This is a genomic window from Bradyrhizobium tunisiense (genome assembly GCF_042263385.1).
Lineage (GTDB): Bacteria > Pseudomonadota > Alphaproteobacteria > Rhizobiales > Xanthobacteraceae > Bradyrhizobium > Bradyrhizobium tunisiense.
In genome coordinates, this window is sequence record NZ_JBHLEV010000012.1 from 79,680 (window position 1) to 102,164 (window position 22,485).

The 22,485-nt window shown below is 65.6% G+C and carries 20 protein-coding genes; 7 read left to right on the forward strand and 13 right to left on the reverse strand.

The genetic code is table 11. From position 1 onward, the window contains the following. Positions 1–135 precede the first annotated feature (135 nt). The 4 genes from ACFDR6_RS33880 to ACFDR6_RS33895 all read right to left on the reverse strand — a co-directional run bounded on the left by ACFDR6_RS33880 (position 136) and on the right by ACFDR6_RS33895 (position 7,094). The gene (locus ACFDR6_RS33880; protein WP_375861016.1) at positions 136–2,199 is read right to left on the reverse strand and encodes a hypothetical protein; all 2,064 of its coding nucleotides are present in this window, start codon (positions 2,197–2,199) and stop codon (positions 136–138) included. Between the two features lie 142 nt (positions 2,200–2,341). Further along, on the reverse strand, positions 2,342–5,155 hold the full coding sequence (locus ACFDR6_RS33885) for a DUF4159 domain-containing protein (RefSeq protein ID WP_375861017.1): 2,814 nt from the start codon (positions 5,153–5,155) through the stop codon (positions 2,342–2,344). Continuing rightward, complete coding sequence (locus ACFDR6_RS33890; RefSeq protein WP_212089237.1) at positions 5,152–6,096, reverse strand: DUF58 domain-containing protein; 945 nt, start codon at positions 6,094–6,096, stop codon at positions 5,152–5,154. The genes ACFDR6_RS33885 and ACFDR6_RS33890 overlap by 4 nt, the downstream gene beginning before the upstream one ends. Then, positions 6,096–7,094, reverse strand: coding sequence for an AAA family ATPase (locus tag ACFDR6_RS33895; protein WP_212089239.1), 999 nt, complete (start codon positions 7,092–7,094; stop codon positions 6,096–6,098). The genes ACFDR6_RS33890 and ACFDR6_RS33895 overlap by 1 nt, the downstream gene beginning before the upstream one ends. A gap of 309 nt (positions 7,095–7,403) precedes the next feature. Here ACFDR6_RS33895 and ACFDR6_RS33900 point away from each other — a divergent pair, with 309 nt between their 5' ends. Genes ACFDR6_RS33900 through ACFDR6_RS33920 form a run of 5 tightly spaced genes read left to right on the forward strand, consistent with a single transcriptional unit; the run spans position 7,404 to position 10,977 of the window. Continuing rightward, entirely contained in the window at positions 7,404–8,015 is a 612-nt protein-coding gene (locus ACFDR6_RS33900) for a DUF1285 domain-containing protein (protein WP_212089241.1), read from the forward strand. Beyond that, positions 8,012–8,683, forward strand: coding sequence for a CoA pyrophosphatase (locus ACFDR6_RS33905; protein WP_212089256.1), 672 nt, complete (start codon positions 8,012–8,014; stop codon positions 8,681–8,683). The genes ACFDR6_RS33900 and ACFDR6_RS33905 overlap by 4 nt, the downstream gene beginning before the upstream one ends. After that, positions 8,680–8,943, forward strand: a complete 264-nt coding sequence (locus tag ACFDR6_RS33910) for a DUF6111 family protein (protein WP_212089259.1) — start codon at positions 8,680–8,682, stop codon at positions 8,941–8,943. The genes ACFDR6_RS33905 and ACFDR6_RS33910 overlap by 4 nt, the downstream gene beginning before the upstream one ends. Positions 8,944–8,953: 10 nt before the next feature. Beyond that, entirely contained in the window at positions 8,954–10,210 is a 1,257-nt protein-coding gene (locus ACFDR6_RS33915; protein ID WP_375861018.1) for a CCA tRNA nucleotidyltransferase, read from the forward strand. Next, positions 10,207–10,977: a sulfite exporter TauE/SafE family protein gene (locus tag ACFDR6_RS33920; RefSeq protein ID WP_212089263.1), complete on the forward strand. Its 771-nt coding sequence runs from the start codon at positions 10,207–10,209 to the stop codon at positions 10,975–10,977. Before ACFDR6_RS33915 ends, ACFDR6_RS33920 begins: the two co-directional genes overlap by 4 nt. A 10-nt stretch (positions 10,978–10,987) precedes the next feature. On the opposite strand, the gene ACFDR6_RS33925 is transcribed toward ACFDR6_RS33920, so the two are convergent. The 9 genes from ACFDR6_RS33925 to ACFDR6_RS33965 all read right to left on the reverse strand — a co-directional run bounded on the left by ACFDR6_RS33925 (position 10,988) and on the right by ACFDR6_RS33965 (position 19,442). Then, complete coding sequence (locus tag ACFDR6_RS33925; RefSeq protein WP_375861019.1) at positions 10,988–11,338, reverse strand: hypothetical protein; 351 nt, start codon at positions 11,336–11,338, stop codon at positions 10,988–10,990. 326 nt (positions 11,339–11,664) lie between these two features. Continuing rightward, positions 11,665–13,806: a glucans biosynthesis glucosyltransferase MdoH gene (mdoH, locus tag ACFDR6_RS33930; protein ID WP_375861020.1), complete on the reverse strand. Its 2,142-nt coding sequence runs from the start codon at positions 13,804–13,806 to the stop codon at positions 11,665–11,667. After that, entirely contained in the window at positions 13,794–15,305 is a 1,512-nt protein-coding gene (locus tag ACFDR6_RS33935; protein WP_317242802.1) for a glucan biosynthesis protein G, read from the reverse strand. The genes mdoH and ACFDR6_RS33935 overlap by 13 nt, the downstream gene beginning before the upstream one ends. 120 nt (positions 15,306–15,425) lie before the next feature. Next, positions 15,426–16,025 (reverse strand): Isoquinoline 1-oxidoreductase subunit, encoded by a 600-nt coding sequence (locus ACFDR6_RS33940; RefSeq protein ID WP_317242803.1) that lies wholly within the window; start codon positions 16,023–16,025, stop codon positions 15,426–15,428. 108 nt (positions 16,026–16,133) lie between these two features. Continuing rightward, complete coding sequence (locus tag ACFDR6_RS33945) at positions 16,134–16,343, reverse strand: DUF2158 domain-containing protein (RefSeq protein ID WP_375848291.1); 210 nt, start codon at positions 16,341–16,343, stop codon at positions 16,134–16,136. Between the two features lie 320 nt (positions 16,344–16,663). Next, the gene (locus ACFDR6_RS33950; protein WP_212089281.1) at positions 16,664–17,419 is read right to left on the reverse strand and encodes an HAD family hydrolase; all 756 of its coding nucleotides are present in this window, start codon (positions 17,417–17,419) and stop codon (positions 16,664–16,666) included. Continuing rightward, positions 17,410–18,297: an oxygen-dependent coproporphyrinogen oxidase gene (gene hemF, locus ACFDR6_RS33955; RefSeq protein WP_375861021.1), complete on the reverse strand. Its 888-nt coding sequence runs from the start codon at positions 18,295–18,297 to the stop codon at positions 17,410–17,412. Before hemF ends, ACFDR6_RS33950 begins: the two co-directional genes overlap by 10 nt. A gap of 19 nt (positions 18,298–18,316) precedes the next feature. Further along, complete coding sequence (queE, locus tag ACFDR6_RS33960) at positions 18,317–18,949, reverse strand: 7-carboxy-7-deazaguanine synthase (protein ID WP_212089285.1); 633 nt, start codon at positions 18,947–18,949, stop codon at positions 18,317–18,319. 34 nt (positions 18,950–18,983) lie between these two features. Beyond that, a complete protein-coding gene (locus tag ACFDR6_RS33965) occupies positions 18,984–19,442 on the reverse strand; it encodes a tRNA (cytidine(34)-2'-O)-methyltransferase (protein ID WP_212089287.1) in 459 nt (152 codons plus the stop codon). A 277-nt stretch (positions 19,443–19,719) separates the two neighbouring features. Between ACFDR6_RS33965 and petA the strand changes: the two genes are divergently transcribed. Further along, on the forward strand, positions 19,720–20,250 hold the full coding sequence (gene petA, locus ACFDR6_RS33970) for a ubiquinol-cytochrome c reductase iron-sulfur subunit (RefSeq protein WP_212089289.1): 531 nt from the start codon (positions 19,720–19,722) through the stop codon (positions 20,248–20,250). A 62-nt stretch (positions 20,251–20,312) separates the two neighbouring features. Further along, positions 20,313–22,385 (forward strand): cytochrome b/c1, encoded by a 2,073-nt coding sequence (fbcH, locus tag ACFDR6_RS33975; RefSeq protein ID WP_375861022.1) that lies wholly within the window; start codon positions 20,313–20,315, stop codon positions 22,383–22,385. The last annotated feature ends 100 nt before the right edge of the window (positions 22,386–22,485 follow it).

Consider the following 22,485-nt stretch of genomic DNA (forward strand, 5'->3'; position numbering starts at 1 on the left):
TGTGTCCTTCGGGCAACTAAATCGGATGGGGCTGGTTGAATCGTGCAACCGCGGGGTGGTTCAGCTCTCCCGCGTGCGTGCGGCGGAGGTCGGGGCGAAGCGCCCCGTTGCAATCAAGACTGATGGCATCGCGCCTCAGCGCCCTTCGCGCACCCAGGTCGCGGCAAACGCGCCGAGCAACAGCAACAGGCCGATCACGCCGGCGAAGATCGGCAGCACGCCGACGCCTTTCACCACGCTGGCATCGCGCATTCGCACGCCCATCCAGCCATCGCCATGGAACATGCCCACTGAGCGCACCGGCAGGATGCGCGGCAGCTCGACGCTTGAACCGCTGGCCACGCGGACGGCGTCGCCGCCGGTCGCCTGGGTCAGCGGCTTCAACGTCTCGGTGGTGGAGGTGACTTCCGAAAATTCCCTCGGGTTGGTCGGACCGACGTTGATCAGCGCCTTCAGCGTGCCGTCGGTGGCCTGCCACAGGCCGAGCTCGCTCGCGGGAAGACTGGCGCGCCACTCGCCGGGATCGGCAGGTGCGAGCGTCAGATCGTGCGTCGCGCCCGATGGCGAGGTGACCTTCACCGGCGGGACGCTGTCAGCCATGGTCTGGCGCACCACGACGAGGTCCTTGGCCTGTACCTGCAGACGCAGCGCCTCCTCGTCGAGATCGGGCTGCTTCATCAGCCAGTGTGACATCCGCCGGAGCAGATCGAGATGCGGGCCGCCGCCCTCATAGCCGCGCGCCCACAGCCAGATGTGGTCGGACAGCAGCAGTGCGACGCGGCCCTCGCCGAAGCGCGACAGGAAAAGCAGCGGCTTGCCGTCGGCCCCCGTCATCACCGGCGGGTTGACGGAATTGCGGGTGTCGACCGTCCTGAAGAAGCGGCTCCAGCGCGGCGGCTCGCTTCCGGAGCCCTCCAGGGCGCGGGTCACGGGGTGGCGCTTGCCGATGTCGGACAGGTGCGCATAGAACGGCTTTTCCGTCACGCCGACGGGTTCGGCCGGCAGCACCGAATCCAGCGGCGTGCGCCAGATGCTGGTGTTGGAGGCGTAGTCGGGACCGGCCGAGACCAGCACCGCGCCGCCGCCGCGCACATAGCGCGCGATGTTGTCGAAATAGGCGATCGGCAGCACGCCCTGACGGGCGTAGCGGTCGAAGATGATCAACTGGAATTCGTTGATCTTCTGCTGGAACAGCTCCCGGGTCGGAAACGCGATCAGCGACAATTCATTGATCGGCGTGCCGTCCTGCTTCTCCGGCGGACGCAGAATGGTGAAATGCACGAGATCGACGCTGGCGTCGGACTTGAGCAGATTGCGCCAGGTGCGCTCGCCCGAATGCGGCTCGCCCGAGACCAGCAGCACCCGCAGCTTGTCGCGCACGCCGTCGATGGCGACGACGGCGCGGTTGTTCACCGGAGTCAGTTCGCGTTCGAGCGGCGAGGCTTCGATTTCGACGATGTTCGGCCCGGCATGCTTGATGTCGACGTCCACGCTCGCGGCCTGGCCGCTCGACAGCGTGCGCTCGTTGATGACTTCGCCATCCCTGCGGACCGTGACCCGGGCGCGCTCGCCGGTGACGCCCTGGTCGTCGAGGCGGTAGCTGATGGTCTGGGTCTGTCCGACGATGCCGAAGCGCGGCGCCGCCGTGATCGCGATGCGGCGATCGCGCTCGTCCTTCTGCCCGGTGATCAGCGCGTGCACCGGCGCCTGGAAGCCGAGCGCGGCGGCGTTCGCCGGAACGTCGTGGACGCGGCCGTCGGTGATCAGGAAGGCGCCGGCGACGCGGTCGACCGGCACGTCCGACAAAGTCGAGGCGAGGGCGCCGAACAGCTTGGTACCGTCGGTCTCGCCGTCGGCCTGTCCGGCGTCGACGACGCGGACTTCGAGGCCCTTGATCTTCTTCAGGCTGTCGACCAGCGCCTCCTGCGCCTGCGCGGCCTCACGATTGCGGTTGCCGAAATTCTGGCTCGGGCTCTTGTCGACGACGACGGCGGCAACCGAGGTGAGGGGATCGCGGTCCTCGCGGGTGAAGGAGGGGTTGGAGAGCGCCAGCAGGAACAGCGCCAGCGCGGCGACGCGCACGGCGGCGCCGCGTGCCCGCGCGAACAGCAGCACGAGCGCGACGACGACGATCGCGGCGAGCGCGATCCAGAGGACCATCGTGGGGACAAGCGGTGTGAATGCGATGCCGTAATTCATGGCGTCACTCTCTCGGCATCGTCATGCCCGGGCTTGTCCCGGCCATCCACGCCTTGCCACACGGCACGAGGAACGTGGATGCCCGGGACAAGCCCGGGCATGACGGCTTCATGTTGGCGAGCATTCAATCGCAACACCCGCATCATTGCCCCAGCCGTTCGATCAGCGCCGGTGCGTGCACCTGGTCGGCCTTGTAGTTGCCGGTCAGCGTGTACATCACGATGTTGGCGCCAGCGCGGTAGGCGAATTCGCGCTGGCGGGTGTCGCCGCCGGTCACCGGCAGCATGGCCTGGCCGTCGGGCCGCACAGCCCAGGCGCCGGCAAGATCGTTCGAGGTGATGATGATCGGCGAGACGCCGTCGCCGCCACGCGCCGGCCGCTGCGCGCTGTCCTCGTCCTCGTCGCGCGGCAGGGTCTCGACCCAGGTCTGGCCGGTGACGAAGCGGCCGGGAAAGTCGCGCAGCAGATAGAAGGTCTTGGTCAGCACGTGCTCGCGCGGCACCGGCTCGAGCTCGGGAACGTCGAGCGACGACAGGATCTCGCGCAGCGTCCGCATGGCCGGGGTCTGGGCCGCGCCGTTCGCGCCGGGCGGTGCTTCGATAGCGTCGCGCGTGTCGAACAGCACGGTGCCGCCCTGCTTCATGTAGGCGTCGATCTTGTTGATGGCGGCCTGCGGCGGCTTCGGCGCGCCGGGCACGATCGGCCAGTAGATCAGCGGGAAGAAGGCGAGTTCGTCGCGCGCGGGATCGATTCCGACGGGATCGCCGGCCTCGAGCGCGGTGCGCTGGGCCAGGAACAGCGTCAGCCCGTTCATCCCGGCTTTGACGATGGAATCGACGTCGGCATTGCCCGTGACGACATAGGCGAGGCGGGTCTGCGATACCGCCTTCATCGCGAACTCGTCGGACGCGCCATCGGCGCGCGCCGGCGCGGGCGCGAGCGCCGGAAGGCCCGCGAGCACGAGCCCAAGCACGATCATCGCAGGCGCGGCGCGGCGGCGCAGCAGCGCGGCGATCCCGCCGCCGAGCACCGCGACGATGATGGCGTCGATCAGAAACAGTGCGAGCGCCGTCGACAGCAGCCAGCCGCGCAAGTCCCGCGGCTCGGCATTGGTGTAGGTGGCGTGCCGGGCGCGCAGGCTCGCGGTGTTGAGGGCCGCGATGCGGTCGGCGCTGGCAAGCGTGTTCACGGCGAGCGGTCCTTCGGCCGGGCCGTAGAAGCCCGGCGGATGATCGGGGGTAGCGCGGTCGCGATAGTCCGCGGGCAATGGCTTTGCGGTTGCCGGGGGCGGGCCGAAGGCGCCAAACCCGTCGAGAATGTGCAGCGGCGCCACCGTTTCAGTGGTCGCTTCGCTGGCAACCCCTGCGCCGGGCTTGGACGTGTAGCCGGACATGTCGACCACCCGCCGCAGCATTTCGACGAACGTGCCCGACATCGGCAAATCCGACCAGCGCATGTCGGCGCTGACGTGGAACAGGCTGACCAGCCCCTTGCCGCGATGCTCGCCGGTCACCAGCGGCGTGCCGTCTTCCAGCGAGGCCCAGCTCTTGGTGGCGAGCACGGCGTCGGGCTCGGCCAGCACCTGGCGGCTCACGGTGATGTCCTTGGGGACGACGACGCCGGCAAACGGACCATCGGCGGCGAAGGAGGCCAGATGCTGCGGCTTCTCCCAGGTCAGGCTGCCGCCGAGCGTGCGGCCGCCCTTGCGCAGCTTGACCGGCACGAGATCGTCCTCGGCCTGAGCCAGCCGAGGCCCTGCGAACCGCACCAGCACGCCGCCCTGGTCGATCCAGGCATTGAGGCGCTCGCGCAGCTCGGGGGCGATGGTGCCGACATCGGCAAGGATGATCATCGGCAGCTTCTGGTCCAGAAACTGTGTAATGCCCTGCTGCGGCGAACCCTTGTCGGCGAGCCTGACGTCGGCGAATGGCGCCAGCGCGCGGGCGAGGTAAAAGGTCGGCGCCAGAAGCGGCTGCGCGGTCTCGCTTGTCGTGCCCGAGACGACGCCGATGGCGCGGCGGCGCCAGCGCTTGTCGAGCAGCTGCACCGCGCCGGCGGAGCGCTCGCCCGATATCTCGAGCCGCGTGATGTCGTTGCGCAGCTCGACCGGCAGGTCGAACGAAGCGTCGGTCTCCTTGTCCTGCGGGCCGAACGTATAACGCGCTTCGCCGATCGGCGAGGCCTTCTGGTCCAGCGCGCGCACGGTGCCGACAGCGATGCCGCTGTCGGTACGCAGCACCTTCACCGTCATCCTGGCGGCGGCATTCTCGGCCGCAACCAGCGCCAGCGGCGAGGATGTGCCGCCTTCGAAAATGGTCAGGCTGCGATCGCCGATGGTCTTGCCGAGGCCCTGCACGAAATCCTCGCCGCGGCCGGTGTCGATGCCATCGGAGAGCCATGCGATCTCGCAATCGCCAGTGGCTTTCAGGAAGCGGTCGATTGCAGTCAGCGTCTCGACGCGGTCGATCGAATAGGGCTTTGGCGCGAGCTGGCGCAGCGCGACGCGCGCGGCGCCCGCCGGCATCAGGGTGATGTCGCGGTTCGGCTCGGACAGCGGCACCAGCGCGATGGCGCGGCGGTCGGTGTCGGCGTTGGCGACCAGCTCGTCGGCGGCCCTGATCCTGACATCCCAGTGCGATGCGGCGCTCCAGCCGTCGTCGAACATGATCATCAGCGGCGCCTTGCTGGCGGCGAGGCCTGATTGCGGATTCCAGATCGGACCGGCGGCCGCGAAGATGACGAGCGCCGCAGCCAGGAGGCGCAATGCGGTTAGCCACCATGGCGTCCGCGAGGGCGTCTCTTCCCTCGGCGCAATGTCGAACAACAGGCGGGTCGGCGGAAACTCGATGCGGCGCGGTCGCGGCGGCATCACGCGCAGCAGCCACCACAGTACCGGAAGGCTGATCAGCCCGATCAGGAGCAGCGGTTGGGTGAATGCGAGCGGTAGTCCCATCATGCGGCCGGCCCCGCCTTGATGGTCGTGGTGCGGGCGCCCGACTTGCTCACCTGCATGCCGGCATGCAGGAACAGAAGCAGCTCGGCGGCAGAGCGATCGGTGGCGTGCGTCGTGAACAGCCAGTCGAGCTTGCTGGTCTCGGCGCGGATCTGATCGCGGTGCAGGGCGAGGCGCGCGGTGTAATCCTGCGCCCAGCTCTCGGCGCGGCCGGCGGTGATCACGCCGAACCCCTCGGGCTCGACGAACTCGACGCGGCCGGAATAGGGGAACGATTCTTCGGCGGGATCGACGATCTGCACCAGCGTGCCATGCGCGCCCGAGCCGGAGAGCCCTGCGAGCGTGGCCCTGATCTCGGAGATCGGCGACCAGAAATCCGACAGCACGATCGTCTCGGCAAGCGCCGCGGGCACGAAGGACGGCGGCAGGCTGAGACGATCGGCATCGTCATGCAGCATCGTCTGCGCCATCTTGTCGATGACGCTGCGGCTCGCCGTCGGCGCCATCAGCCCGGGAATCCCGACGCGCTCGCCGCCCGCGACGAGCAGCTCTGCCAGTGCGAAGGCGACGATCAGCGTGCGCTCGAGCTTGGACTCCCGCGCGGTCTTCGAGGCGAACGCCATCGAGGGCGAACGGTCCGGCCAGATCCAGACCGTGTGCGAGGCCTCCCATTCGAGCTCGCGGACATACAGGAGATCGTCACGCGCCGAGCGGCGCCAGTCGACGTTCTGCGCCGGCTCGCCGGAGACGAAGCGGCGATATTGCCAGAAATTCTCGCCTGAGCCGGCGCGGCGCCGACCATGCAGGCCGTGGATGACGTTGGCGGCGATACGGCGGGCTTCGAGCACGAGGCGCGGCAAGGAAGCTGCGAGCGTGCGGCTTTCGCCGTCGGCACGTCGGATCGCAATGACCTCCTTCGCCGCGTGCCCGTTCTCCGCTGCCATCAACCGATCCGTGTCTTCAATTGCCGGATCACGTCCGGAATCGTGCGGCCTTCGGCGCGCGCCTGGAACGTCAGCGCCATGCGGTGCTTCAGCACGGGCTCGGCGAGGTCGAGCACGTCGTCGACCGAGGGCGCGAGGCGTCCGTCGATCAGCGCACGCGCGCGCACCGCCAGCATCAGCGATTGGCTGGCGCGCGGGCCGGGACCCCAGGCGATGAACTTGCCGGCTTCGCCGGCGTCCGGACCGGGACGGGCCGAGCGCACCAGCGACAGGATCGCCTCCACCACGGAATCGCCGACCGGCAGGCGCCGGATCAGCCGCTGCGCGGTGATCAGCGCATCCGCACTCATCGCTCCCCTCGCGAGCGTTTCCTCCGCGCCGGTGGTCTCGAACAGGATGCGGCGCTCAGCGTCGCGATCGGGATAGTCGACGTCGATCTCCATCAGGAAGCGGTCGAGCTGCGCTTCCGGCAGCGGATAGGTGCCTTCCTGCTCCAGCGGGTTCTGCGTCGCGAGCACGTGGAAGGGCTTCGGCAGATCGTGGCGCGCGCCGGCGACGGTGATGTGCTGCTCCTGCATCGCCTGCAGCAGCGCCGACTGCGTCCGCGGGCTGGCGCGGTTGATCTCGTCGGCCATCAGGAGCTGCGCGAACACCGGGCCTGAAATGAAGCGGAAAGCGCGCTTGCCCGCGGTGCTCTCGTCGAGCACCTCGGCGCCGAGAATGTCCGACGGCATCAGGTCCGGCGTGAACTGGATGCGCTTGGCATCGAGACCGAGCGTGACGCCGAGCGTCTCGACCAGCTTGGTCTTGGCAAGGCCGGGGACGCCGATCAGCAGTGCATGGCCGCCGGAGAGGATGGTGACCAGCGTGTTCTCGATCACGCGATCCTGGCCGAAGATGACGGACGCGATCGCCTCTTTCGCTGCGCGAATCTGGCCCGACACCTGCTCGGCCGAACGGACGATCCCGTCCTCGAGTTTCTCGACACTCTCCGCCATCCGTTCGCTCCTTCGGCCCGCCATGCGGCTTGCGTCATGATGTCATCGCATCACGCCAATTCATCACGTCAGGTGATCACCGCCAGGTCATCACGCTAGGTCATCACGCCAGATCATGGGCCCTATGCTAGACTTGCAGGAAGGCCATGTATTCGTTGAATTAACCTATCCCCACCTTATCGGCTTCGGGTTATGTACGGCATCACGAAGTGGCGACCGCCACACCGCACTAATCCGGGGTGGAACCGAGCGCCGATGTACAACGTAGACCTGCACCAATCGTGCCAAAGGACAAAGTCAGGGCAAACCATGGCGAACCAAGGGCAGAGCGCCGATCGTGGTCTCGAGGGGCTGACGGCCGCGGCCCAAACTGCTGCCAAGGCCGAAGGCGCCAAAAAGGGCCTGCCTCCGGTACACCTGTGGAATCCGCCGTTTTGCGGCGATCTCGACATCCGAATCGCCTCCGACGGTACTTGGTTCTACATGGGGACGCCGATCGGGCGCCCCGCGCTGGTCCGGCTGTTTTCGACCATCCTGAAGCGCGAGGGCGACAAGCATTTCCTGGTCACGCCGGTCGAGAAGGTCGGCATCCGCGTCGATGATGCGCCATTCATGGCGGTCGAGATGCTGAAGGACGGGGAGGGAACGCATCGCGTGCTCAGCTTCCGCACCAATGTCGACGACTGGGTCCCTTGCGATGCCGCGCACCGGCTGCGCTTCGAGCAGGCCGGGGACGGCGGGCTGACGCCGTACTTGCATGTCCGCGCCGATCTCTGGGCCAAGGTCACGCGGGCGCTCTATTACGATCTGGTTGACATGGGCGAGGAGCGGATGGTCGATGGCCAGCCGATGTTCGGCGTCGAATCATCAGGCGAATTCTTCGCCATGGCCGATGCGGAGCAGGTGAGGGCCGCGCTTTGAACAAGCCTATCCCCAAGAACGATCCGGCCGTGATCGGCGCGGCGGATTTCTTCGCGCGTTCCCGGGCCAAGCTTGGTTTCGACGTGCCGCCCGGTCTGTTCGATCCCAACATCATCCCCGCCTCGGGCGATCCCGGCACCGACAAGATGCTCGAGATCATCGCGCGCGAGCAGCCGGTGCGCCCCGCAGCGGTCCTGATCGCGGTGGTCGACCATCCCGAGCCGACCATCCTCCTGACGCAGCGCTCGGCCCATCTGAACGACCATGCCGGCCAGATCGCCTTTCCGGGCGGCAAGATCGACGCGACCGATTCCTCGCCGCTGGACGCGGCGCTGCGCGAGGCCGAGGAGGAAGTCGGGTTGTCCCGAGACTTCGTCGAGCCGCTCGGCTATCTCGATCTGTACGGGACGGGGTTCGGCTTCCGCATCCTGCCGACGGTCGCGAAAGTCCGGCCGGGCTTCGAGCTCACCATCAACCATTCCGAGGTTGATGACGCGTTCGAGGTGCCGCTATCCTTCCTGATGAACCCGGTGAACCATCAGGTGCACAGCAAGGAATTCCGCGGCATGGAGCGATCCTATTACGCGATGCCCTTCGCGGAGCGCTACATCTGGGGGGCGACCGCCGGGATGCTGCGCGTGCTCTATGAACGGATCTATTCATCATGATGCGGACGGTTCTGACCGAGATCGGAATCTTCCTCATCCCCTTTGCCGTCTATGCGCTGTTTCTGGCCGCGACGCGATCCGGCCTGTTCGCGCGCTCGTCCTGGCCGCTCACCGTCGTGGCGCGCCTCGCGCTCGTTGCCATCGTGCTCGTCATTGCGGGCTTGATCGGCCTTGCGCACTTCTCCGGCGCGTCGCCCGATTCGACCTACGTTCCCGCTCATATCGAGGACGGCAGGCTGGTGCCGGGCACGGAAAAATAGGGGCCGGCTGATGAGCGCGGAGCCTTTACTCGCCCATGCGCCCTGGCTGACCGCAGGCGGGACCGCGCGCGTCCTGCAACTGCTCAACGCCGACGGCGAGGAGGCGCGGGTGGTCGGCGGCGCGGTGCGCAACGCGCTGCTCGGTCTCGAGCCCGGCGACATCGACATCGCGACCACGGCGCGGCCGGAGGAGGTGATGCGGCGCGCCAAGGCGGCCGGCATCAAGAGCGTGCCGACCGGCATCGATCACGGCACCGTCACGCTGGTCATCGACAGCCATCCCTATGAAGTCACGACGCTGCGCGAGGATACCGAGACTTTCGGCCGCAAGGCCAAGGTCGCGTTCGGCCGCGACTGGGTGAAGGATGCCGAGCGGCGCGACTTCACCATGAACGGCTTGTCGGTCGATGCGGCAGGAATCGTCTACGATCATGTCGGCGGCATCGCGGATGCGAAAGCGCGCCGCGTACGCTTCATCGGCGATCCCGATCAGCGCATCGCCGAGGATTACTTGCGCATCCTGCGCTTCTTCCGCATCCACGCCGCCTTCGGCGCGGGCGAGCCCGACCGCGACGGCTATCTCGCCTGTATCCGGGGACGCGCGGGCCTCGCCAGCCTCTCGGCCGAGCGGATGCGGATGGAGCTGCTGAAGCTGCTGGTGGCATCAGGCGCATCCGCGGCCGCGCTGGCCATGGCCGAGGGCGGATTGCTGCAAACGCTGACCGGCGGCGTCGTCTATACCGGGCCGCTGGCGACGATGATTGCGATCGAACGCGAGCTCCGCCTCACCGCGAGCAGCACGCGCCGCCTCGCCGCGCTGACCGTCGCGGTGACCGAAGATGCCAAGCGCGTCGCCGCGCGCCTGCGGCTGTCCAATGCCGAGACCAAGGCGCTGGATTCGATGGGCCATCGCTGGTGGCGCTTCGCCACCAAGGACGAGGCCAATGCGCGGCGGCTGCTCTATCGGCTCGGCCCCGAGCGCTATCACGATCGCGTGTTGCTGGGATGGGCGCGGGCCGGCGGCGACGTCACGTCAACGCGCTGGCGCGCGCTCGCCGAGCTGCCGCAGCGCTGGACTGCGCCGAAATTTCCGCTGAAGGCCGCCGACTTCATCGCGCGCGGAATGGCGGAAGGACCCCGGCTCGGGCATGTGCTGACGCTCGCGGAGGACGCTTGGCTTGCGGCGGATTTTCCCCTAGATGATGCCGCACTCGCTGCCATCGCCGATCAAGCTGCGGCCCGCGTCAGCCGCGACGAGAGAACGTGACCATCGTCTCAGCCTTCGCCGACATCTCGATCTTTCAGCTCCTGCTGGTCGCGTTGATGGCGTTGTTTGCTTCGATCATCGGTGGTCTCGCCGGCTACGGCACCGGCGCCCTGATGCCGCTGGTGCTGGTACCCCTGGTCGGCGCCGAGCCGGTGGTGCCGATCATCGCGATCTCCGCGATGCTCACCAATTCGAGCCGTGCACTCGCCTATATCCGCTATGCCGACCGACGCCGCGCGCTGATCGTGCTGGCCTGCGCGGCGCTGACGACCGCACTCGGCGCCTACGGCTATACGCGCCTCACCAACGCCGGCGCGGCTCTGGTGATTGGTTCGATGCTGATCCTCAGCGTGCCGCTGCGCCGCGTGCTCCGCCGCCGTCAGGTGCGGATCGGCGACGGCGGTCTTGCCGCCGGCTCGGTCGGCTACGGCGTGCTGGTCGGCGGCACCTCGGGCTCCGGCGTGATCCTGCTCTCGCTGCTGATGGCCGCCGGCCTCGAAGGCGCCGCCGTGATTGCGACCGATGCGATGATCTCGCTCGGCACCGGCCTCATCAAGATCTCGGTGTTCGGTCTCGCCGGCGCCGTCACCGCGCAAGTGCTCGCCTTCGCGCTGCTGATCGGCGCGATCGCGATCCCCGGCGCGTTCCTCGCCAAGGCCTTCGTCGAGCGGATGCCGGTGCATATCCACACCGCGATCCTCGATGCCGCGGTGATCACCGGCGGGCTGGTGATGATCTCGGCGGCGGCGAGGCAGCTGATCGCGTAGACGACGCGGCTCAGCGCACAGTCGCATCCGGCGTCGCGTTTAACGGCGCTCCCCCGATTGATATCGGACCGCTCGGGGCCGCTGCGCGCGGTGGCTTCTTTTGCTTCGGGGCGACGCGCGCTGTCGCTGCTGGCGAAACGGGAGGCACTGAAGCCGATGGCATCGCGACACCGGGCGCGGTCAGCGGAGCCGGCGCGACCGATGACTGCGGGGCCGGGCTCTTCAGTGCGTCAATTTTCGAACTGAGGTTGGCAAGCTGACTTACGATCGCCTTCAGCTGCTCTTGCTGGTCGGCGATGGCCCTGTCGACCGCTGCCAGGTCGTCGGCCGTTTTCTGTTGCGCGGCGAGCAAGTCGGTCATGATCGCCTTGTCACCGGATCTGCTGTCGGCATCCCCATCCTCGCGTCCGGCGGACTGACTGAACAACCCGGATTCAGCCAGACGTAACCGGCCCCTGCGCCTGCCAGCGCCAAGACAACGGCCACGAAGAGCGCAAACGGCCATCGGCGACGAGGCGCGGGCACAAAAGGCGGCGGGTCCACAACTGGCCAACTCGGAGGCGATTCGATGCTCATCCGAACGTCCTAGTCAGCCTTTTCGTCCAACGCAATTGGTGCGGCAGCGATCGGCAGCCGTGAGCAATGAACGCCCGCAGCTGGCACCCGATAACGGCTTGACCGCAACGGCTACTCTCGCCTGCCCGGAGGCATTTCGAGGACGTGCTTGAGCAGCGTCGGATGGCCGAGAACGGCTTGCAATTCCGAGCGGTCGAGCCAGGAAGCGGCATCCTCCAGGCTTTCGCATTGCTCGACCTTGGCGGTTGCGGTCGCAAGAGGCACGTCGACGGGACCAAATCTGCGCGGGCTGGCAGGCGAGAGCGAGCCCAGATGCTCGACCAGCAATTCAGGGTCCCGGCCGAGCTGGTGTAGAGCCCCGGCCATTTCAGTGCGCTTTGATGCGGCAAGCTCGTTCGCGCGCAGCACCACGGCAGGCGGGCTGTTGGTTTCCGGCGTGGCAAAGACCCCGGGCGTGCTCAGCCGCAAAGACGTCATGATCCCCAACGGGATTGAAAGCAGCAGTCCCAGCACCACCGGCGACATCCAGAGCAGCAGGGGCAAGGAGACTGCATAGGCGCATATCGACAGGGTGAGGCCGAACAGTGTCGGTCCGGCGAGCTTTCGATGGACTTCGCCGCGGGCAGGCTGTCCATCGCCTCGGCGCTGCACTTGCCAGCCCGCGTCACGGCCGGCGAGAATTTCCACGACGGCCTTGGTCTGAAGGATCATCATGCAGGGCGCTAGCAATGCCGCCACGAACGTCTCGCAAACGACACCCGCCAGAGCACGACAGCTTCCTGCAAATCCGGCTCGCTCATCGCGATTGCTGATCATAACCAGATAGGCCAGCAGCTTCGGCAGGATCAGAAGCCCCATTGTCGCGGCAAAGACCCAGGCCGCAAGCACCGGATCCTGTTGCGGCCATGTCGGAAACAAACTGAAGCCCTTCGGAAAGTATTCGGGCCGGATGAAGTGCGCCTGCAGCGAGATGAGCAGACCGAGCAACAGGAACACAAGCCAGAGCGGCGCCGTCACGTAGGAGCCGATGCCGGTGAGCAGATGCAGCCTCGAGACCCAGTGTAGCCCGCGTGCCGGCAGGACCGCGAGATGCTGCAGGTTTCCCTGGCACCAGCGACGGTCTCTCCCCGCAAAGTCCAGCAATGACGGCGGGACCTCTTCGAAGCTGCCGTGAATCGCCGGGACCATATAGATCCCCCAGCCGGCGCGGCGCATCAACGCGGCCTCGACAAAATCATGGCTGAGGATGTGTCCTCCGAAGGGTTTGCGACCGCGCAGTTCCGGCAGTCCGGCCTCCGCAGCGAAGGCCTGTATCCGGATGATGGCGTTGTGGCCCCAATAGTTGCTGTCGCCGCCGTGCCACCAGGCATTGCCCGCCGTGATGAGCGGACCGTACATGCGTCCCGAAAATTGCTGCAGCCTGCTGAACAGCGTGCGCGCGTTGACGATGACGGGCTGCGTCTGGATCAGCGCGCAAGTGGGGTTGTGTTCCATCGCGTGGACGATACGAACGATCGTGTCAGCCTCCATGAGGCTGTCAGCGTCAAGGACGATCATGTGATCATAGGCCGCGCCGAACCTGGTGACCCAGTCCGCGATGTTTCCGGACTTCCGCGCGGTGTTGTCGGAGCGATGCCGGTAGTACAGCCGATCTCCGCCGCAGGCGCGGCGCAGCTGGATGAAGGCCATCTCTTCGCTGATCCAGATGTCCGGGTCGGTCGTATCGCTCAGCAAGAACCAGTCGAACTGTGGGCCATATCCGGTCGCTTCGACGGATTCATACATTGCGCGCAGCCGGGCCATCACATGATGGGGGTCCTCGTTATAGGTCGGCAGCAGCATCGCGGTGCGCGTGGTGATGCGAGGCAGCGGGCCTGTCGTGTCGATCGGCAGGCTGACCTGCCCGCGCGTCAACAGCACGAAAAATCCGGCAAGCGCGGACATGAACGAGAACGCGACCCAGGCGAGCAGCACGAAGAACAGACCCAGCAGCAGCGCCTCGAGAAAGGTGACACCGCCAATTTTCACCACGTCGTACATGCCGTAGCCGCCTGCAAGCGTCAGCAAGGCGGTACCGGCAAAGATGAAGAGACGGCGAACCGTCAGGCTGGCCCTCGCCGGCGCTTGCGACTGCCCGACGCCGGTTGCGTTGTCCAGCCGGCACGGCAGCATCGTCAGCGGGCTTTCCTGCGGCAGAAACGGGCGGGCGGAGGCGCTTGGCAGCGCCGCCTGCGAGTGCTTCAGGGCGTCCATCGATAGATCCAGACTTCAGAGACCGGCGCATCGTTTTGCGCGAGGAAAGCGCGCAATTCGATCGACGCCTGCCCCTTGACCGCGCATTGGAAGCTCAAACGCCATCCGCCGGTCGCGGGATTAGGTTGCGTGACGATGTTGCTGATTTCAGCTTTTTCAGCGGTCACCATGCCTTTGATGGTCTTGGGATCGATGCTTTTGAGGCGGTCGCCCATCAGCTCCAGGACGAACAGCTTGCTGTCATCGCCACGGCTGCCGATTCCTGTTCGCGTGAACCGCGCAAGTGCGTCGGCTTTCGGCGCGTCCGGTCCCCAGTGCAGTCGATAGGTAAAGATGTGCTCGCTCTTTGCCGCCAGGGGCTGCTTCGGCTGCCAGAGCGCGGCGATATTGTCGTGGACCTCTTCCTTGGTCGGGATCTCGATCAATTTCACCGCCCCTTCGCCCCAATCGCCGATCGGCTCGAACCAGAGGCTTGGACGCGTCTCGAAACTGGATTCCAGATCCTGATAAGCGAGATAATTCCTCTCCCGCTGCATGAGGCCGAAGCCGCCAGGATTGACATCGGCAAAACTGCTGACCTGCAAATCGCGCGGATTGTTGAGCGGTCGCCAGAGCTGCTCGCCTCTGCCGTTGAAGATCGAAAGTCCATCCGAGTCGTGAACCGCGGGGCGGAAATCATCGAAGTCCTTCCGATCGTTCGGACCGAAGAAGAACATGCTGGTCATCGGCGCGAGCCCCGCGTGCTCGACGTCGACCCGCGGATAGAGGGCCATCTCGACGTCGAATACCGTGGTTTGGCCCGGCCGTATGGTGAAGCGGTAGCTGGCCGCCGCGCTCTTGCTGTCGAGCAGCGCATGGACCACCATCGAGGAGGCGTTCGGCGCCGGCTTCTCCAGCCAGAACGCCTTGAACACCGGAAACTCTTCGCCTTTGCTCTCGCCTGTATCGATCGCAAGCCCCCGCGCGGACAGGCCATAGGTCTGTCCTTTCGCAACGGCCCGGAAGTAGCTTGCGCCAAGGAATACGCAAAGTTCGTCGTAATAATCGGGTTTGTTGATCGGGGTATGGATACGGAAGCCGCCGAACCCGAGGTCCGCATCCGGCCATTGCCCGAGCCCTTCGCCGAACGAAAAGTCAGCGCGCCGATACAACACCGGCGTGACGCTTCTGTTCGCCACCTCAAAGATGTCGACCCTGTTCTTGTAGAAGAAGCCGCGGTGGAAGAACTGCACCTGGAACGGCAATTTTTCGTCACGCCACAGCGCCTTTTCGGGGGCGAACCGAATGGATCGGTATCGGTCGTAATCGAGATTCTTCAGTGGATCCGGAAGCTTCTCGTCCGGAGCCACAAATGGCTTGGTCGCAAGCGCCCGCGCCAGCTCGCGCACGGTGGATGGGCCGAAGGGCGCGGCGGCGCTGGTCTGAGCGTCTGCAGCCCGTGGCAGGATGGCTGCAGCTGAAACAGCAGCTGATGCGCGAAGAAGGTCTCGGCGGTTCACGCGCGTCTCCTGATTTTGGAACGGATGGAAACGGCCGATGTTCCCGGGAGTTCCATTGGACATTCCAGGAGCTCAGCATCGCGCGTTATGGGCGCCGCAACGTCCGGATAACTGCCTGCGTCAGCGTGGGCACTCGGCGCCGCTATCGATCCAGGCCTGCACCAGTTCGCCCGCCGCCTGCTGGCTGCCCGGAGCCGGCTTGCGGCCTTCGCCGGGATTCCACCCCCACGCGACGAGATCATCCTTGGCGATGTGTTCCTGCAGCGCGGCGAGGTCACGACCGCCATTGAGCTGGACGTCCTTCAACTGGCGGCAGATCTCGCCCAACGACTTGCCTTCCCACGCCATGGACAGTGGCGCGAAGCCCCATCGCGGATGACCGGGAATGCTTCGATAGGTGGCCGCTTCGTGAAGCGAGAAGTTCTTCCCGCCATGGCATCCGGAGCAATTGACCTCGAAATGCCCGGTCTCGGCACGCCATATCGGCGGTACATGCTCGTGGCTATCGTCACCCTGCAACGGATGATCGCCGGCCGGGTGGCAATTCATGCAACGCGGATTGGTGAGCACCTTGCCGATTTCTTCGAACAGCGCGCGCGAGCGATCCGCTTGATTTGAAATGGACGAAAAAGCGGCGGCATTCCGAAGTGTTGTGGAAGCAGATGAGGGGTCTGCACCGCTCGGGCCAGAGCCAGTCATCGCTACGACGAAAGCGATCATCGCAAGGCTTCCGGCCCGAACCGCGAATTGAGGTGCGCGGATCATGACATCCTAATCGACGCCTTTGGGTTTGGTTCCCGCGCCGCCAGGATGAGGACCCGGCCGCGCCTATTCCTCGTCTTCCTCGTCTTCTTCATCCTCTTCATCCTCGTCCAACTCTTCCAGTTGTTCGAGCACGGCGAGCGGTAGGGTCTCGCGAAACAAATCGCCTTCCACGCCCATCCAGAGACAGAGGACTTCGTCGCCCTTCACTTCGGCGACGGTGAGCGGCTGCCCGCCGGATTTCAGCATGACGATATCGCCGGCTTTCAGTTCCATGGATGGTCCTTTCAGGTTGATTGACTTGAGAAGCTAGCAAGCCGGCATGACACGCCGATCACGGGATGGGGACCCGCGAATGTGCCCGGCTGGCGTCAACTTCCGAAGCGTCTATGGCAGAGGTTCGAGTGGGGATCGCTCGATGGTCACCGAGGGCTGTTCCGTCCTGGGTGCGGCGATGATGGCATCATGCGCCCGTTTTGCCCGACGGGTCAAATGATTTCGTAAAATCGGCAATTCGCTTTCGGCGTGACGTAAGCCGTTGTTATTGCAACAGCCGTCTACTGTGCATGGGGTTGTTTTTCGATATTTTGCTTTGGTCAGGGCCGGTCCGGCACCAGCTCGGTCAGCGAGCGGATGATGCGGTCGGGTCTGACCGTCGAGCCTTCGGGCAGGCCGTCGCCATGCACGTCGATCCAGATCGAATAGATGCCGAGGCGCTGCGGCGTCACGACTTCCCATTCCAGATTGTCGCCGATCATCCAGGTGTCCGCAGGCGTGACGCCGAGCGCTTCCATCGCGTGCAGATAAGCGCGCTCCTCGGGCTTGCCGAAACCGTGCTCGCCCTCGATCTGGATGTGGTCGAATCGGTGCGCCAGCTCGAAGCGCTCGACCTTGGCGCGCTGCATGTCGGCGGCGCCGTTGGTCACCAGCGCCAGCTTGATGCCGAGCGTCTTGAACTTGTCGATCGCCTCATGCGCGCCGGGGAAGACGAACATCTCCTCCTCGCGATAAGCCGTGAAGCGGTCGGCGAGGCGGATGGCGAGGTCGTCGGGGAGGGCGCGGTGGCCGGCTGCCGCGAGCGCGGCAAAGCCGCCCTTGACCGTGAGGTGCCGCGCCTCGGCGAGCTTCATCCGCCATGCGGCTTCCGCATTGGCCCAGAAGTTTCGCGCGAAAGCCAGGACCGTGGTTGCGACCAGCTCGGGCGGCAGCGGCGCAAGCTCGTCGGCAAATTCCCTGGCGATCGTGTTCCAGGCGATCTCGGGCCGGCCATAGGCGGACAGGATGGTGTCGTCCATGTCGATCAGCATGGCGCGCGGCAACGGTTTCGAGATCGGCGTCATCGTCATGGCCATTTCACCTCCGGCGGCATCGACGACAGGATCGAATCGACATTGCCGCCGGTCTTCAGCCCGAAGATGGTGCCGCGATCGTAGAGCAGGTTGAACTCGACATAGCGGCCCCGCCGGATCAATTGCTCCTCGCGGTCCGCGGCGGTCCAGGCGCTCGCGAAATTGCGCCTGACGATCTCGGGATAGATCTTCAGGAAGGCGCGGCCGACGTCCTGCGTGAAGGCGAGGTCGGCGTCCCAGTCGCCGCTGTCGTGCCAGTCGTAGAAGATGCCGCCGATGCCGCGCGCTTCCTTGCGGTGCGGCAGGTAGAAATACTCCTCGCACCATTTCCTGTACTTGTCGTAATCGGCAACGCCGTTGTGCTGGTTGCAGGCTTGCTTCATCGCGGCGTGGAAGGCGATGGTGTCGGCATCTTCCTGCGTGCGCCGTCGGTCCAGCACCGGCGTGAGATCGGCGCCGCCGCCGAACCAGGCCTTGGTGGTGACGACGAAGCGGGTGTTCATATGCACCGCGGGCACGTTCGGATTGCGCATATGCGCGATCAGGGAGATGCCGGAGGCCCAGAATTTTGGATCTTCCGCGGCGCCGGGGATCTGAGCCCGAAACTCGGGCGCGAACTCGCCATGTACGGTCGAGCAGTGCACGCCGACCTTCTCGAACAGCCGGCCGTGCATCATCGACATCACGCCGCCACCGCCGGCCGCGCCGGTATGGTCGGTGCGTTGCCACGGCGTGCGCTTGAAGCGGCCTGCTTCGCCCGGATAGAGGCTCTGCGGGGCGTCGTCCTCGAGCCGCTCGAAGCTCGCGCAGATGTCGTCGCGCAAGGCTTCGAACCAGGCGCGTGCGCGGGTTTTGCGGTCTTCGATCGTGGACATGTCCATCTGCATTCCCGGTCGCGTCCTATCTGATGCCGAGCGACTTGTGCGTCTGCACGCTGAGCCGCCATTGCGGATGGCGCAGGCAATAGTCGATCGCACGTGCGGTGTTCTCGATGGCTTCGGGGCCGTCCATCGGCTGCAGCGAGAAGCGCTCGAAGGCGAGGTTCTCGAAAGTCTCGGGCGCGGCGAGGGCCTGCGGATAGACCAGCTTCAGCTCGTGCCCCTGGCGCAGCACCAGTTCGCTGCCGCCCTTGGGGCTGACGCAGATCCAGTCGAGCCCCTCCGGCGCTTCGATCGTGCCGTTGGTCTCGACGCCGATCTCGAAGCCGCGGGCATGGAGCGCCTCGATCAGCGCGGCGTCGACCTGGAGCAGCGGCTCGCCGCCGGTGAGCACCACGTAACGGTTGGCGGCGGTTGCCGTCCATTGCGCGGCGATGGTGTCGGCGAGCTCGGCGGCCGAGCCGTAGCGGCCGCCGAGCGTGCCGTCGATGCCGACGAAATCCGTGTCGCAGAATTTGCAGGTCGCATCCATGCGGTCCGCCTCGCGCCCGCTCCAGAGATTGCAGCCGGCAAAACGGCAGAACACGGACGCGCGCCCGGCATGGGCGCCTTCGCCTTGCAGGGTCAGGAAGATTTCCTTGACCGCGTAACTCAATTGTCTCTCCTCATCCTTGCCGGACTTGACCTTGTCAGACTTGCGGGGCTCGCATCTGCCGCAGCGCCTCGCCTGCGGCCATGGCCGCGGTCATGGCGACATTGAGCGACCGCAGCCCCGCCGTGATCGGGATCACCAGCCGCGCATCCGCGGCCTCGACCACCGCGTCGGTGACGCCGGCGCTCTCGCGCCCGAATAGCAGGATGTCCGACGTCTGGTAATGGAAATCGCGATAGTCGGTGGCGCCCTTGGTGGTGAACAGCAGCAGGCGGTAGCCGTGCGAGGCGCGCCAGTCCTCGAATTTCTGCCAGGAGTCGTGCCTGACGATGCTGACATGGCCGAGGTAATCCATTCCCGCCCGGCGGAACGCGCGGTCGGAGACCGGGAACCCCGCCGGCTCAATGATATGGGCGGCCAGTCCCAGGCAGGCGCAGAGTCTGAGAATCGTGCCGGTGTTCTGGGGGATGTCGGGCTGGAAAAGCGCTATCTGCATCATGGGCTGCGGTTGGTTGCGGGGCGGAAATGTCTCAATAAAACATCGCCTGCCCGGGAATTCGTGCATTGCACGCTCCCGCGCCGATAGCGGGCTTGCGCTCGCCCGGCAAGGGTGCCAATAGAACGATTCTGGACTGCTGTTTCGCCTGTTTAGAGGTGGATAAGCGAAGTTCTGCCGCCGCGGGGGGCCGCGGGCGCCGGCAGCCTTTCCGGGGACCTCATGGGCGCCCCCTGGAGCGGTTCCACCGGTCGCATAAGAAGAAAGGGTTGGAATCGTGACGACAGCGTCTTCGGCGGACCATCCGACACGCCGTGATTTCTTATTCGTTGCAACCGGGGCAGCTGCAGCAGTAGGGGGCGCGGCTGCGCTCTGGCCCTTCATCTCCCAAATGAATCCTGACGCCTCGACCATCGCCGCCGGTGCGCCGATCGAGGTCGATCTCAGCCCGGTCGCCGAAGGCCAGGACCTCAAGGTGTTCTGGCGCGGCAAGCCGATCTACATCAGCCACCGCACCAAGAAGCAGATCGACGAGGCGCGCGCCGTCAACGTGGCGAGCCTGCCCGATCCGCAGACCGACGAGGCCCGGGTCAAGTCGGGCCACGAGCAGTGGCTGGTCGTGATCGGCATCTGCACCCATCTCGGCTGCATCCCGATCGCTCATGAGGGCAATTACGACGGGTTCTTCTGCCCCTGCCATGGTTCGCAGTACGATACGTCCGGCCGCATCCGCCAGGGGCCCGCGCCCACGAATTTGGCGGTGCCGCCGTACCAGTTCGTTTCCGACACCAAAATCCAGATCGGCTGAGCCTCGGACCTTCGTCCGAAGCTTCGCGCCGTCTCGTCGTACTATTTCCTCAGGATCGCATCATGAGCGGACCATCCGACTACCAGCCGAGCAATCCGGCCTTGCAATGGATCGAGCGGCGCCTGCCGATCTTTGGTCTCATGCACTCCTCCTTCGTCGCCTATCCCACCCCGCGCAACCTGAACTACTGGTGGACCTTCGGCGCCATCCTCTCCTTCATGCTGGGGATGCAGATCCTGACCGGCGTGATCCTGGCGATGCACTACACGCCGCATGCCGATCTCGCCTTCAAGTCGGTCGAGCTGATCGTCCGTGACGTGAACTACGGCTGGCTGCTCCGCAACATGCACGCGGTCGGCGCCTCCATGTTCTTCGTCGCGGTCTATGTCCATATGTTCCGCGGCCTTTACTACGGGTCGTACAAGGAGCCGCGCGAGGTGCTGTGGATCCTCGGCGTCATCATCTATCTCCTGATGATGGCGACCGGCTTCATGGGTTATGTGCTGCCGTGGGGCCAGATGAGCTTCTGGGGCGCCACCGTCATCACCAACCTGTTCTCCGCCATTCCCTATGTCGGCGAGAGCGTCGTGACGCTGCTCTGGGGCGGCTATGCGGTCGGCAATCCGACGCTGAATCGCTTCTTCTCGCTGCATTACCTGTTGCCGTTCGTGATCGCGGGCGTCGTCGTGCTCCACGTCTGGGCGCTGCACGTCGCCGGCCAGAACAATCCTGACGGTGTCGAGCCGAAGACGGAAAAGGACACGGTGCCCTTCACGCCGCATGCCACCATCAAGGACATGTTCGGCGTCACCTGCTTCATGTTGCTCTACGCCTGGTTCATCTTCTACATGCCGAACTATCTCGGCGACGCGGATAACTACATTCCGGCGAACCCCGGCGTGACGCCGCCGCACATCGTGCCGGAATGGTATTACCTGCCGTTCTACGCGATCCTGCGCTCGATCCCGGACAAGCTCGCGGGCGTCATCGCAATGTTCGGGGCGATCATCATCCTGTGCTTCCTGCCCTGGCTCGACAGCGCCAAGACCAGGTCGTCGAAGTATCGTCCGCTGGCAAAGCAGTTCTTCTGGATCTTCGTCGCGGTCTGCATCCTGCTCGGCTATCTCGGCGCACAGCCGCCGGAGGGCATCTACGTGATCGCCGGCAGGATCCTTACGTTCTGCTATTTCGCCTACTTCCTGATCGTGCTGCCGCTGCTCGCGCGCATCGAGAAGCCGCGGCCGGTTCCGAACTCGATCTCGGACGCGGTGCTCGCCAAGACCGGCAGCAGGTCGACGCCGATGGTTTCGACCGCGATCGTGCTGGCGCTCGCCGGTTCGTTGTTCGCGGGCTCGATCGACAGCGCGAAAGCGGCTGAAGGCGGCGACAAGCCTCCGGGCAACAAATGGTCGTTCTCGGGCCCCTTCGGTACGTTCGATCGCGGCGCGCTGCAGCGTGGCCTGAAGGTCTACAAGGAAGTCTGCGCCAGCTGCCACGGCCTGTCCTACGTCGCTTTCCGCAATCTCGCCGAGCCCGGCGGTCCGGGCTATTCGGTGGCGCAGGCGGCTGCCTTCGCTTCGGAGTACAAGGTCAAGGACGGCCCGAACGATGCGGGTGACATGTTCGAGCGTGCGGGCCGGCCGGCGGACTATTTCCCCTCGCCATTTCCGAACGAGCAGGCAGCGCGTGCCGCGAACGGCGGTGCGGCGCCGCCCGACCTGTCCCTGATCACCAAGGCGCGTTCCTACAAGCGCGGCTTCCCCTGGTTCATCATCGACTTCTTCACCCAATACCAGGAGCAGGGTCCGGACTACGTGTCGGCGCTGCTTCAGGGTTACGAGGACAAGGCGCCGGAAGGTGTGACCCTGCCGGAGGGCTCCTACTACAACAAGTACTTCCCGGGCCATGCCATCAAGATGCCGAAGCCGATCAGCGATGGCCAGGTCACCTACGACGACGGCTCGCCCGCCACGGTGGCGCAATACGCCAAGGACGTCACCACGTTCCTGATGTGGACCGCAGAGCCGCACATGGAAGCGCGCAAGCGCCTCGGCTTCCAGGTCTTCGTGTTCCTGATCCTCTTTGCCGGCCTGATGTACTTCACCAAGAAAAAGGTCTGGGCCACCTCGCACTGAGCTGTGCCTGACGAGACGAAATGAAAAAGCCCCCGGATGGGGGCTTTTTTGTTGTCCGTCATTCCAGGGCGATGGGTAAGCATCGAACCCGGAATGACGG

Bases quoted from the DNA above. Each gene is read 5' to 3' on its own strand.
- ACFDR6_RS33880 (WP_375861016.1), bottom strand. From the start codon at position 2,199: ATGAATTACGGCATCGCATTCACACCGCTTGTCCCCACGATGGTCCTC.
- ACFDR6_RS33885 (WP_375861017.1), bottom strand. From the start codon at position 5,155: ATGATGGGACTACCGCTCGCATTCACCCAACCGCTGCTCCTGATCGGG.
- ACFDR6_RS33890 (WP_212089237.1), bottom strand. From the start codon at position 6,096: ATGGCAGCGGAGAACGGGCACGCGGCGAAGGAGGTCATTGCGATCCGA.
- ACFDR6_RS33895 (WP_212089239.1), bottom strand. From the start codon at position 7,094: ATGGCGGAGAGTGTCGAGAAACTCGAGGACGGGATCGTCCGTTCGGCC.
- ACFDR6_RS33900 (WP_212089241.1), top strand. From the start codon at position 7,404: ATGGCGAACCAAGGGCAGAGCGCCGATCGTGGTCTCGAGGGGCTGACG.
- ACFDR6_RS33910 (WP_212089259.1), top strand. From the start codon at position 8,680: ATGATGCGGACGGTTCTGACCGAGATCGGAATCTTCCTCATCCCCTTT.
- ACFDR6_RS33915 (WP_375861018.1), top strand. From the start codon at position 8,954: ATGAGCGCGGAGCCTTTACTCGCCCATGCGCCCTGGCTGACCGCAGGC.
- ACFDR6_RS33925 (WP_375861019.1), bottom strand. From the start codon at position 11,338: ATGACCGACTTGCTCGCCGCGCAACAGAAAACGGCCGACGACCTGGCA.
- mdoH (WP_375861020.1), bottom strand. From the start codon at position 13,806: ATGGACGCCCTGAAGCACTCGCAGGCGGCGCTGCCAAGCGCCTCCGCC.
- ACFDR6_RS33940 (WP_317242803.1), bottom strand. From the start codon at position 16,025: ATGATCGCTTTCGTCGTAGCGATGACTGGCTCTGGCCCGAGCGGTGCA.
- ACFDR6_RS33945 (WP_375848291.1), bottom strand. From the start codon at position 16,343: ATGGAACTGAAAGCCGGCGATATCGTCATGCTGAAATCCGGCGGGCAG.
- ACFDR6_RS33950 (WP_212089281.1), bottom strand. From the start codon at position 17,419: ATGGCCATGACGATGACGCCGATCTCGAAACCGTTGCCGCGCGCCATG.
- hemF (WP_375861021.1), bottom strand. From the start codon at position 18,297: ATGGACATGTCCACGATCGAAGACCGCAAAACCCGCGCACGCGCCTGG.
- ACFDR6_RS33965 (WP_212089287.1), bottom strand. From the start codon at position 19,442: ATGCAGATAGCGCTTTTCCAGCCCGACATCCCCCAGAACACCGGCACG.
- fbcH (WP_375861022.1), top strand. From the start codon at position 20,313: ATGAGCGGACCATCCGACTACCAGCCGAGCAATCCGGCCTTGCAATGG.